Source organism: Pseudomonas sp. ITEM 17296 (assembly GCF_028895205.1).
In the GTDB taxonomy this organism is placed as follows: Bacteria; Pseudomonadota; Gammaproteobacteria; order Pseudomonadales; family Pseudomonadaceae; genus Aquipseudomonas; species Aquipseudomonas kermanshahensis.
Map to the genome: position 1 here is coordinate 61,460 of NZ_WJRS01000017.1, position 12,210 is coordinate 73,669.

Annotated in this window: 9 protein-coding genes; 6 read left to right on the forward strand and 3 right to left on the reverse strand. The window is 63.2% G+C overall.

What is annotated here, in order from left to right; translation table 11 throughout:
* Positions 1-44: 44 nt before the first annotated feature.
* A complete protein-coding gene (locus tag GIB19_RS18540) occupies positions 45-1,193 on the forward strand; it encodes a pyridoxal phosphate-dependent aminotransferase (protein ID WP_085272640.1) in 1,149 nt (382 codons plus the stop codon).
* Positions 1,181-1,972: an amidohydrolase gene (locus tag GIB19_RS18545; protein ID WP_085272641.1), complete on the forward strand. Its 792-nt coding sequence runs from the start codon at positions 1,181-1,183 to the stop codon at positions 1,970-1,972. Before GIB19_RS18540 ends, GIB19_RS18545 begins: the two co-directional genes overlap by 13 nt.
* 113 nt (positions 1,973-2,085) lie before the next feature.
* On the opposite strand, the gene GIB19_RS18550 is transcribed toward GIB19_RS18545, so the two are convergent.
* On the reverse strand, positions 2,086-4,641 hold the full coding sequence (locus tag GIB19_RS18550) for a PepSY domain-containing protein (RefSeq protein ID WP_099428374.1): 2,556 nt from the start codon (positions 4,639-4,641) through the stop codon (positions 2,086-2,088).
* A 260-nt stretch (positions 4,642-4,901) separates the two neighbouring features.
* Positions 4,902-7,208 (reverse strand): TonB-dependent receptor, encoded by a 2,307-nt coding sequence (locus GIB19_RS18555; RefSeq protein ID WP_099428375.1) that lies wholly within the window; start codon positions 7,206-7,208, stop codon positions 4,902-4,904.
* A gap of 221 nt (positions 7,209-7,429) precedes the next feature.
* Here GIB19_RS18555 and GIB19_RS18560 point away from each other — a divergent pair, with 221 nt between their 5' ends.
* Together GIB19_RS18560 and GIB19_RS18565 are read left to right on the forward strand one after the other, a co-directional pair.
* Positions 7,430-8,110: a Fe2+-dependent dioxygenase gene (locus GIB19_RS18560; RefSeq protein ID WP_027595559.1), complete on the forward strand. Its 681-nt coding sequence runs from the start codon at positions 7,430-7,432 to the stop codon at positions 8,108-8,110.
* A gap of 3 nt (positions 8,111-8,113) precedes the next feature.
* Positions 8,114-8,863 carry a tetratricopeptide repeat protein gene (locus tag GIB19_RS18565; protein ID WP_099428376.1) on the forward strand — a complete coding sequence of 250 codons (750 nt, stop codon included), beginning with the start codon at positions 8,114-8,116 and terminating at the stop codon, positions 8,861-8,863.
* Positions 8,864-9,019: 156 nt separating this feature from the next.
* On the opposite strand, the gene GIB19_RS18570 is transcribed toward GIB19_RS18565, so the two are convergent.
* Positions 9,020-10,183 (reverse strand): type III PLP-dependent enzyme, encoded by a 1,164-nt coding sequence (locus GIB19_RS18570; RefSeq protein WP_027595561.1) that lies wholly within the window; start codon positions 10,181-10,183, stop codon positions 9,020-9,022.
* Positions 10,184-10,688: 505 nt separating this feature from the next.
* Between GIB19_RS18570 and GIB19_RS18575 the strand changes: the two genes are divergently transcribed.
* Positions 10,689-11,171 carry a sigma-70 family RNA polymerase sigma factor gene (locus GIB19_RS18575; protein ID WP_027595562.1) on the forward strand — a complete coding sequence of 161 codons (483 nt, stop codon included), beginning with the start codon at positions 10,689-10,691 and terminating at the stop codon, positions 11,169-11,171.
* 17 nt (positions 11,172-11,188) lie between these two features.
* On the forward strand, positions 11,189-12,151 hold the full coding sequence (locus GIB19_RS18580; protein ID WP_274887530.1) for a FecR family protein: 963 nt from the start codon (positions 11,189-11,191) through the stop codon (positions 12,149-12,151).
* Positions 12,152-12,210: the final 59 nt, after the last annotated feature.

Sequence of the window (12,210 nt, forward strand, 5' to 3'; positions counted from 1 at the left end):
CGGACTCCACCCCGTGCCGGATAAACCCCAGGAAAGAGGGCTCCATGATCCGCAGCAAACTGCCGAATGTCGGCACGACCATCTTCACCACCATGTCCCAGCTCGCCGTGCAGACCGGTGCGCTCAACCTTTCCCAAGGCTTCCCCGACTTCAACGGCCCGCAGGCGTTGCTCGATGCAGTGGGCCGGCATGTGGCCGCCGGGCATAACCAGTACGCGCCAATGACTGGCCTGCCGGCCCTGCGCCAGCAGGTAGCGGCCAAGGTCGCACGGTTGTATGGCGCACAGGTGGATGCCGATCACGAAGTGACCATCACCCCAGGTGCCACCGAGGCAATCTTTTGCGCCATTCAAGCGGTGATCCAGGCCGGTGACGAAGTCATCGTCTTCGACCCGTGCTATGACAGCTACGAGCCGTCGGTGGAATTGGCCGGTGGCCGTTGTGTGCATGTGCAATTGAGCGACGGCGACTTCCGCATCGACTGGCAGCGGTTCAGCGACGCCCTCAGCCCGCGTACACGCATGGTCATTCTCAACTCGCCGCACAACCCCAGCGGCGCGCTGATCACCCGTGAAGACCTGGACCAGCTGGCGCAGCTGATCGCTGATCGCGATATCTACCTGGTCAGCGACGAAGTCTACGAGCACCTGGTGTATGACGGCGTACGCCACGCCAGCGTGCTGGCCCATGCCGAGCTCTATAACCGTGCCTTCGTGGTCAGTTCGTTCGGCAAGACCTACCATGTGACCGGTTGGAAAACCGGCTACGTGATCGCGCCTCCGGCCCTGAGCGCCGAGCTGCGCAAGGTGCACCAGTACGTCAATTTCTGCGGCGTCACGCCGTTGCAGTGCGCGCTGGCCGACTTCATGGCCGAGCACCCCGAGCACCTCGATGAACTGCCAGGCTTCTACCAGGCCAAGCGCGACCTGTTCTGCGATTTGCTCGAAGGTTCGCGCTTCAGTTTCCGCCGCACGGCCGGCACCTATTTCCAGCTGGTGGACTATTCGCAGATCCGCCCGGACCTGAACGATGTCGAGATGTCGTTGTGGCTGACCCGTGAGCACGGCGTGGCGACCATTCCGGTGTCGGTGTTCTACCAGCAACCCATCCCCGAGCAACGCCTGGTGCGCCTGTGCTTTGCCAAACGTGAGGAGACGCTGCGTCAGGCGGCGGAAAAACTATGCGCGATCTGAGTACACTGCCCGACCTGAAAATCGCCTTGGTGCAGACCACCCTGGCCTGGCACGACCGCGAGGCCAATTATGCGCACTTCGAGGAACTGCTGAAGCAAGTGGGTGAGGTGGACCTGGTGATCCTGCCAGAGATGTTCACCACCGGCTTCTCGATGGAGTCCGAAAGCCTGGCCGAGCCCGAGAACGGCCCGACCTACAAATGGCTCAAGGCCCAGGCGAAGAAGTACAACGCGGTGATCACCGGCAGCGTGATCATCCAGGCCGCCGATGGCAGCCACCGTAATCGCCTGCTGTGGGCGCGCCCGGACGGTGAGATCTTGCACTACGACAAGCGCCACCTGTTCCGCATGGCGGGCGAGCACAAGCATTACACCCCCGGTGAGCGTCAGGTGCAGTTCGAGATCAAGGGCTGGCGGGTGCGCCCGTTGATCTGCTACGACCTGCGCTTCCCGGTGTGGAGCCGTGATGCCCAGGACACCGACCTGTTGCTGTACACCGCCAATTGGCCGGCGGCGCGCCGCCAGCACTGGAACCGACTGCTGCCGGCGCGGGGCATCGAGAACCTGTGCTTTGTCGCGGCGGTGAACCGCGTGGGCACCGATGGCAAAGGCTTCGCCTATTCCGGTGACAGCCAGGTACTGGACTTCCAGGGCGAGAGCCTGCTCAGTGCTGGCGAAGCGGACGGGGTGTTCACGGTGGTGTTGAGAGCGGCGGAGCTGGCGGCATACCGGGCCAAGTTCCCGGCGAACCTGGATGCCGATACCTTCGAGCTGCACTAACAGCCTGCACTGGCCCTTTCGCAGCACAAGGCTGCTCCTACACGTTATGCGCTACACCTGTAGGAGCAGCCTTGTGCTGCGAAAGGGCCAGATGCCTTTACATCAATATCTGATCAGTACACATCCCGCCGATACCGCCCATCCTCGATCAGTTGCTGTACAACGGCTTCTCCAAGCATGCCCTTGAGCGCCGCATCAACGCCGGCCGCCATGCCCTGCAAGCTGCCGCAGACATACACACAGGCGCCATCCGCCACCCAGCGTTTGAACGCATCAGCCTGCTGCAGCAACACATCCTGCACATACACCTTCTCGGCCTGATCCCGCGAAAACGCCAGGTCCAGGCGTGCCAAATCGCCGCTGTCGAGCCAGCCTTGCAGTTCGCTGCCGCACAGCAGGTCATGCGCGCGGTTACGTTCACCGAACAGCAGCCAATTGCGTTGTTCGCCCGCGTTGACCCGCGCGCGCAGCAGGCTGCGCAGGCCAGCCAGGCCAGTACCGTTGCCGATTAGAATCATCGGCACCGGTGACTCGGGCAGGTGGAAGCCACTGTTGCGGCGCAGGCGCACGTTCAGCAGGCCATTCACCGGCAGGTACTCGGTCAGCCAACCAGACCCCAGCCCGAAATTGCCATCCGGGTGACGTTCCTGGCGCACGATCAATTCCAATACACCGTCACTGGCGATCGAAGCGATGGAGTATTCACGCGTGCCGATCGGTACCAGCGCATCGACCAGCGCCTGCGCGTGCAAGCCCACCAACTGATCGCGCCGGCTGGACAACTGACGGCTGGCCAGCGCCTGGCCCAAGGTCTCGCTCAGGCCGTCGAGCTGCACGGGGGCGTTGGCATCCAGGCCCAGGCCGTCGAGGAAGGCGTCGACCCGCAGCTGAGCATTGCGCGGCAGGATTTCCACCAGGTCGCCGGCTTGCCAGCTGGCTGGCTCCTCGGGGCGCAGGCCGATCAGGTAGACCGGCAAGCCCTGGCTGCCCGGGTTCATCAACTCACGTTGCACCAGCGTCCAGTTGCCGAAACTCGGCGGCTGCCAGGCCGTAACCGGCTGGGCCCCCGTCAGCTGCGCCAGTGCCTGTTGCCATTGCTGCAGCGCCGCCTGGTCGGCGTTGTCCACTTCCACCGGGCTGAACGCCGTGCTGGCACCGCGTTCACCCAACCAGGCCTGCAGGCGACGCGCAAAGCCGCAGAAGTGCGGGTATTGGCGGTCGCCCAGGGCGAGCACGGCATAGTGCAGGTTGTTCAGCGCCCAGGGTTGGCCAAGCACCTTGCGCTCGAACGCGCGGGCGCTATCTGGCGCTTCGCCATCGCCGAAGGTACTGACCACGAACAAGGCACGACGGGCCTGGCGCAGGTCATCCTCGCCCAGCTCGGCCAAGGCGCGGACTTGCACCGGCAGACCAGCCGCTTGCAATTGCCCGGCACTTTGCCAGGCCAGCTGTTCGGCGAAGCCGCTCTGGCTGGCAAAGCCGATCAGCCAGCTGTCGCTGCCAGCCTGGGTGCTGTCGACGCCGCCTCGGGCAGCGCGAACCTGGCGTTTCTTGCGGCGGCGGTCAAGGTACAGCAGCCAGCCGGTGACGAAGAACAGCGGCATGGTCAGGCTGGCGAGGGTGACGATGATCCGGCCCGGCAAGCCGAAGTATTCGCCCACGTGCAGGGCGTAAACGCTCTGCAGCAACTGCGCCTTGAAGGATTTATCGGTGTAGCGGTCGTGGCTTTTCACCTGGCCGGTGGCCGGGTCGAGGACCAGCGTGTTGAACGCGCGCGGGTGCGCGGCATCGTCCAGCAGGTAGAACAGGTTGGCCGGCTGGCCACCCGCCGGTGGCAGGCGAAGGTTGTACATGGCCAGGCCCGGGCCTGCGGCCTCTTTGAGGTTGGCCCAGATGGCGTCGTAGTCGACCACCAGCGGCGGTGCGTTCTTGTCGACCTTCTGTGGCCCGTGGCGGCCACGGCCTTCGCCGCGTTTTTGCTGCTGGCCCGCTGCCGGCGCATCGGCCAGCAGCTTGTTCAGGCCTTCGCGATACCATTCATAGGACCAGAACAGGCCGGTGAGGGCGAACAGCAGGTAGAACAGCAGGCACCAGGTACCGGCCACGGCATGCAGGTCCCAGTTGAAGGCGCGGCCTTTCTTGGCCCACTCGAAGGTCAGCCAGACCCGCCAGTTGAGCGCCTTGCGCGGCCAGCGCAGGTACAGGCCGGAGAGGCAGAAGAAGATCAGCATCAGGGTGCAGGCACCGGTGATCTGCCGGCCGCTGTCGCCCATGGCCAGGAACCGGTGCAGGTTGAGCATCAGGTTGAAGAAGTCCTGCCCGGCCACTTCACCCTTGAGCTCGCCGGTGTACGGGTCGGCATAACGCAGCTCGCCACGGCGCTGGCCCGGCGGCGGGGTGAAGAAGATCCGCGCAGCATTGCCTTCGTGCAGGTCCACCCACAGCATCGCGACCTTGTCGCCTCGCGCGGCCTCGACCCGCTGCACCAGTTCGGCGGGCGGCAACACGCCCTCGGGGCGTACTTCGACCTTCAGCACATCGGCATTGAAGGCCCGCAGCAGTTCTTCCTGAAACGACCAGATCGCCCCGGTGATGCCCATCAAGGCCAGCACCAGGCCAGCGGTGATGCCAAAGAACCAGTGCAATTGGAACAGCGTCTTCTTCACCACATCGATCACCTTGTGTAGCTGCCGCAGCCTGCGCGGTGTGCATTATGCCTTGATACGCAAAAGCCCCGCTCAATGAACGGGGCAGGGGTGGGTGTTGTTTACCGGTTGTATGTAGCCTGTGCCGGCCTCTTCGCGGCTAAAGCCGCTCCCACAGGGACACCACGAAACTCGAGGTCAGTGGAATACCTGTGGGAGCGGCTTTAGCCGCGAAAGGGCCGGCACAGGCACAGCCCATTCAACAGATCAACCCAATCCCGACATCAGAAGTGGACGCTGGTGGTCAGCAGCGCCGTCCGCCCAGCCGCCTGGTTGGCGAAGTGGGTGGAGAACGCCTTGTCGTAGTACACCTCGTTGGTCAGGTTCTGCACGTTCAGCTGCAGGTCGACGTTCTTGGTCAGCTTGTAGGCGGCCATGGCGTCGTAGCGCACGTAGCTGTCGACCATGGTGGTGTTGGCCACACTGCCGTACACGTCATCCACATAGAACGCGCCACCCCCGACGGTCAGCTTCGGCGTGATCGAGTACGTGGTCCACAGGCTGGCGCTGTTGTTCGGCGTGTTCGGCAGTTGGTTGCCATCGTTGGCCTTGCCCAGCGGGCCGCCATCGATCTGGCGCGCCTGCATGTAGGTGTAGCCGGCAAAGACCTGCCACTTGTCAGTGAGCTTGCCGCTGGCCGACAGCTCGATACCCTGGACGCGGGTTTCGCCGACGTTTTCGTAGGTGGTGGTGTCCACCTGAACGCGGGCGTTTTCCTTCTCGGTGCGGAACAGCGCGGCGGCCAGGGACAGACGCTGGTCGAGCAGGTCCCACTTGGTGCCGATTTCGTAGTTGGTGGTTTCTTCCGGCTCCATGTCGCTGCTCAGCAGGTTGCCGGCGCGGTCGCTGGTGTTGCCCAGTGGGTTGCCTTCGGTGCCCTCGCCGAGCATCGCGCCGGGTGGCGTCGCGGAGGTGGCGTAGGAGACATAGATGCTGCCGTTTTCGGCCGGCTTCCAGACCAGGCCCAGTTGGCCGGTGATGAACTCGCTGGTATCACGGCCCTTGGAGGCCACGCCCTTGGCGTTGACCACGGTGGCGCCAGCGGCATCGTAGGTGCGGTACTGGGTATCGAAGTGGTCGTAGCGCAGGCCCATGTTCAGCAGCCAGTCAGGCGTCAGCTCCAAGGTGTCGAAGACGTACAGAGCGCGGGTGTTGCTCTTGGTGTCGGTGCCGGCGTAGTTGCGCGAGATCGCGCCATTCCACGGATCATCCGGGTTCGGATTGCTCAACGAGGTGCAGTTGTAGCCGCTGTTGGCGCCGATCAGGCTCGGGTTGCACGTCGAGGCAGTAGAGCCCCCCGTGTTGGTATCAACGGTGTACGACGAACGCTTGCTCTCTTCCCGGCTCAGCTCGATACCGGTGGAGAAGCTGTTCTTCATCCCACCCACATAGAACTCACCAAACAGGTCGGTCTGGTTGGTGGTGGTGGCGGTGTTGCCAACGCGGCTGTTGGCGCGGCGCCAGACGCTGCCGTTGTTGACGTTGCCCTTGCTGTCGTCAGGCTGGGTCAGGATGTAGTCCTGCATGCTGTTGCCGTGACGCAGGGTATTCTTGATGGTCAGCGCGTCGGTCAGGTCGTGCTCGATCGCGAAGGTGGCGATGTCGACGCGGCTCTTGCGGAAGTCGCGGCCGGTGAGGCCATAGAAGTTGTCGCTGTCACCACCATCGTACGGTTTGCTCGGGTGCGCCGAGGTACGGGCGCCGCTACCACCGGTAGGAATGGTGTACGGGATGCCGGAATCCGGCAGGTCGTCGCTTTCCAGGTGGTAGTAGTCGAGGTTGACGCGGGTCGGGGTGCCCAGGCCGAAAGCCAGGGACGGGGCGATGCCCCAGCGGTCGTAGTTGACCTTGTCGCGGCCGGCGACGTTGCTCTCGTGGGTCATCAAGTTGAGACGACCGGCCACTGTGTCGCTGAACTGGTAGTTGCCATCGAAGGTGTAGCGTTGGGTCTGGTCACTGCCCCAGGTCCACGCGCCATCCAGCGAGTTGCCCAGGTGCGCGCGCTTGCTCACCAGGTTGATGGTGCCGCCCGCGGCGCCACGGCCGCCGATGGCCGAGTTAGGGCCCTTGGCCACTTCCACCGACTCGATGGCGAAGATCTCGCGGGTTTGCGCGCCGGTATCGCGTACGCCGTCCAGGTAGGTGTCGCCCTGGGCGTCGAAGCCGCGGATGAATGGCCGGTCACCTTGCGGGTTGCCGCCTTCACCGGCACCAAAGGTGATGCCAGGTACCGTGCGCAGGGCGTCCTGCAGGCTGAGGGCGTTGGTGTCCTTGATGACCTGCTGCGGGATCACCGTGACCGAGCGTGGGGTGTCTACCAGCGGCGCGGTGTACTTCTGCGATGAGGCCTTCTCGACCTTGTAGTCGGTGCTGGCTTGTTCGGCCTTGCCGTTGACGCTGGTGGCGTCAAGGGTGACAGCGTTGTTGGCGGCAGGCTCGGCAGCGTAGGCGGTCGAAGCAGTGATGGCGACGCCGATGGCGGTCACGATCAGGCGTGGTGAACTCACAGCAGATGGCACGTAGTGACGCATTGGTAAGGACCTTCCCCAAGGTGATAAGGCGGCGGATCTTAATGTAAGCAATTGTGACTAACAATTGAGAGTCGTTACCATTCGTGAAGAATTTACAATCTTTACAGTTTGCCCTTACGGTTTTCAGTGGCTGAAACGTCTTAAGCGGCGAATGGGGCTTGTGGTATGTAAAAGGGAATCAATATCATTGACGCCTTTACATTTGCCCAGGTGCCGCCGCCATGCTGCTTCACATTCCCGGCCTGTTCGATGCCGACGAACTCACGCGTATCCGCGAGGCGCTGGAGCAGGCTGATTGGGCCGATGGCAAGGTCACTGCCGGGTATCAATCGGCCAAGGCCAAGCACAACCTGCAGTTGCCTGAAGGCCACCCGCTGGCCAAGGAACTGGGCAGCGCGCTGATTGACCGCCTGTGGAACACGCCGCGCTTCATGTCAGCAGCGCTGCCGCACAAGGTGTTTCCACCGCTGATCAACTGCTACCGCGAAGGCGGCAACTTCGGCTTCCACATCGACAATGCATTGCGCCAGCCCAAGGGCAGCCCGGAGCGCGTGCGTACCGACCTGTCCTCGACGCTGTTCCTCAGCGACCCGGACAGCTACGACGGCGGCGAACTGGTGATTCAGGACACTTACGGCGTGCAGCAGGTCAAGTTGGCAGCTGGCGACCTGGTGCTGTACCCCGGCACCAGCCTGCACAAGGTCAACCCGGTGACCCGCGGCCAGCGTTATGCTGCGTTTTTCTGGACGCAGAGCCTGGTGCGCGAGGACAGCCAGCGTGCGCTGCTGTTCGAGATGGACAATGCCATCCAGCAACTCACTGCCGATGTGCCCGATCACCCATCGCTGCTGCAGTTGACGGGGACTTACCACAACCTGCTGCGCCGCTGGGCTGAGGTCTGAACCGTGTCATACCCGTTGCGTCGTGAAGAAGTGGTGGATGTTGCAGGGCTCAAGGCCATGCTCGAAGACAGCCCCGGCAAGGCGGCCCAGGCGATCCTGGCAGCAGCGGGGGAGGGGGTGGTTGAGGCGCAGTTGCTGCTGGGGCAGATTCTGCTCGATGGGCGCGGTATCGAGCAGGATGTAGACCTGGCCCGGCGCTGGTTCGCCATTGCCACGGAGGGAGGCAGTGTCATGGCCTGCAACATGCTGGGGCGTTGCCTGGAGCATGGCTGGGGCGGTGAAGCCAGCCTGACGCAGGCGGCCATTCACTATGCCCGGGCGGCAGACGCCGGGCTGGACTGGGGCCTTTACAATTTGGGCAACCTGCTGGCCACCGGGCGCGGGGTGCCGGCCAATCAGGCCCAGGCCTTGGTCTGTTACGAGAAGGCCGCGCAGTTGGGGCATGCCAAGTCGATGAACCTGTACGGGCGTTACCTGGAGCAGGGCATTGCCACGGCGGCAAGCCCGGCGCGGGCGGTGCGCTGGTATCGGCGTTCGGCCGAGGCGGGGGACTTTCGCGGGATGTTCAGTTTGGCGATGGTGCTGGTCGAGCGGGGGCAACTGGCTGAAGCCGGGCCTTGGCTGGAGCGGGCGCGGGTTGAGGGGAATGTGAATTTCTTGCGCAGTGCGGTGGCCACATTGCGCGGGGCTGGGCCGTTGCTGGCGGGGTATGCAGCAGGGTATGCCGAGGAACTCGAACAGCGCGGGGAATGATGTCTAGACTGCTGGCCTCTTCGCGGGGCAAGCCCGCTCCCACACGTTATCTGTTGCCTGTGGCACATCAGGGGCCTGTGGGAGCGGGCTTGCCCCGCGAAGAGGCCGGCACAAGCCAGCACACATGAAAACGGGGCCTTGCGGCCCCGTTGTTCATTACAGGTAGTAGGCCTTCAGCGGCGGGAAGCCGTTGAATTCCACCGCGCTGTAGCTGGTGGTGTAGGCACCGGTCGACAGCCAGTACAGGCGGTCACCGATCGCCAGGTTCAGCGGCAAGCCATACTTGTAGTGCTCGTACATGATGTCGGCGCTGTCGCACGTCGGGCCGGCGATGACCACTTCTTCCATCTCGCCTTTCTTCTCGGTCCAGATCGGGAACTTGATGGACTCGTCCATGGTTTCGATCAGGCCGGAGAACTTGCCCACGTCGGTGTATACCCAGCGCTCGACCGCGGTGCGCGACTTGCGCGCCACCAGCACCACTTCGCTGACCAGGATGCCGGCGTTGGCGATCAGCGAACGGCCTGGCTCGAGGATGATTTCCGGCAGGTCGTCACCGAAGTCTTCCTTCAGGAAGCGGATGATTTCTTCGGCGTAGGTTTCGAGGCTGTTGGTACGGGTGATGTAGTTGGCCGGGAAGCCGCCACCCATGTTGATCAGCTTCAGTTCGATGCCGTCTTCTTCTTTCAGGCGTTCGAAGATCACCTTGACCTTGGCGATGGCAGCGTCCCAGACGCTGATGTCGCGCTGCTGCGAGCCCACGTGGAAGGAAATGCCGTAGGGCACCAGGCCCAGGTCGCGGGCGAGGATCAGCAGGTCCATGGCCATGTCGGTCTGGCAGCCGAATTTGCGCGACAGCGGCCAGTCAGCAGTGGTCGAGCCTTCGGTGAGGATACGCACGTAAACCTTGGAGCCCGGTGCGGCCTTGGCGATGTTGCGCAGGTCGGCTTCCGAGTCGGTGGCATACAGGCGCACGCCCTTCTCGTAGAAGTAGCGGATGTCCTTGGACTTCTTGATGGTGTTGCCGTAGCTGATGCGGTCGGCGCTGACGCCACGGTCCATCACTTTGTCCAGCTCGTAGATCGAGGCGATGTCGAAGCTCGAACCTTTTTCTTTGAGCAGGTCGATGATCTCGACCGCCGGGTTGGCCTTGACCGCGTAGTAGACCTTGGCGAATTCGAAACCGGCGCGCAGGTCGTCATAGGCCTGGCTGATCATCTGGGTATCGATGAGTACGAACGGGGTTTCCTGCTTGTCGGCGAACGCTTTCATTTTCTGGAAGGTGTCACGCGCGAAATAGTCTTCGACCTGGATCGACATGCTCAGGGACTCCATGGGCAAACTGAAAAGATAAGTGGCTGCAAACTGAACGTCCTCCGTATCCCCACTTTGGTTCGCCTACTCAGTACTTGAGCCGGATGGATCGTTTCCAGCATGGACGTTCGGCGCGCACTTTAGGGCGTGAAGAATGCAAGATCAACAGGCAATCCGGGCATGTTCGTCGCGGATCGACGACCTGCCATTTGAATAACCGACTCATGTGACCGGCAGATGTTCCCCTGGGGTTCGCAAGCGTAAAAAATTGTGGAATAGACCGTGTTGTCCCTTTCGCGGGTAAACCCGCTCCCACAGGGATTACGCTATGCCTGTGGGAGCGGGTTTACCCGCGAAGGGGCCGGTGGTGTTCATATTTATGGCCACGATTTGCTGGCACTTCCGTCCATGAAATCCGCAAAAATTTTTTGTTACCGACTGGCGGATTTGCCGGTTTTGATGAGAAAAATTACTATTCGCACCCTTGTCTGCCTCCCTGACGACCCCCACCGTGTCCGCACACAAAGGCTTCCTCGACCACTACCATGAGCTGATCGGCACCTGGACGCGCAAGCTGCGCAGTCGCCAGCAGGCCGAGGACCTCACGCACGATGCCTTCGTCAGGGTTCTGGAGAACCCCCGCGAGCAGGTCGAGCAGCCACGCGCCTACCTGCACCAGACGGCGCGCAACATTGCCGTGGATGGTTTTCGCCGCGAGGACCGGCGTCAGGCGCTGGAAGTGTTCGATGAAAGCAGCACAAGCAGCAGCGGCGACCCCGAAGCCTACGTGCACGCCCTGGAGCTGGCCGACAGCGTCGAACGGGCGCTGGCCGAATTGCCCCTCAACTGCCGCCGGGTGTTCATCTGGCAGAAGCTCGAAGGCCTGACCCAGGCCGAGATCGCCCAGCGCATGGGCTTGAGCAAGAACATGGTCGAAAAGTATATGATCCGCACGCTCCGACACCTGCGTGAACACCTGGATGTGTCGGGATGATGAGTCAGGAGACCTCGATGAAACAGCACGGCACCGACACCGTCCGCGAGCAGGCGGCCGAATGGTTCGCCCGCGTGCAGGACGCGCCGCGGGATGCCGAGCTGCAGGCGCGCTTGCGCACCTGGTTGGCAGCGGACCCGCGCCATCGCGATGAATTCGAGCAGCTTGCCAGCCTGTGGCGCGCCGCCGACTTCATTCCACGCCAGCGGCTCGAGGCGCTGTGCCAAGCAGAGCCCGTGCATCAACTGCCACGCCGGCGCCTGGTAGGCCAGGCATTGGCGGCCGGGGTGGCGGTGGTTGCCCTGGGGGTGGCCTGGAGTGGCTGGCAGTACCAGCGCCTCAACCACCAGGGCCAGTTGCAGACCGCCTTTGCCGAACGTCGGCAGGTCGAGTTGCCGGATGGGTCGCAACTGACGCTGAACGGCGGCACGCAACTGCAGGTCGATTTCAGCGCCGGGCGTCGGCACATCCAGCTGAATGCCGGCGAAGCGATGTTCATCGTGGCCCACGACAGCAGCCGGCCGTTTGTGGTCGATACCGCCCAAGGCAGCGTGACCGTCACCGGCACCCGCTTCGATGTGCGCCTGGACCCGGCCGCCACCCGGGTGGCGGTGGAGCAGGGTTCGGTGCGTGTGCAGGGCAAGGATGCCTCGCAGGCGCAACTGACGGCCGGCCTGGGCGCGCATATAGATGCACAAGGCAAGGTGACGCCTTCCTACGCGGTCAATGCCGCCGCGCTCACCGCCTGGCGCCAGGGCAAGCTGGTGTTCGACAACGCCACCCTGGCCGAGGTGGTGGCCGAAGTGTCGCGCTACCGCACTGAGCCGCTGCGCGTTGCCCCCGGCAAGGTGGCGCAGTTGCGCCTGTCCAGCACCTTCAGCAGCGACGACACCGATGCCTTGTTGCGCGCCTTGCCGAGCATTCTGCCGGTGGCCATCAAAGCCCATGAAGACGGTTCTCGCGAAATAATCGCGAAATAGATTCAGGTTTTTTTCAGCCCGTTCGTCTTCCTCGCCAGCTGCAACTGCCAAGCATTTCC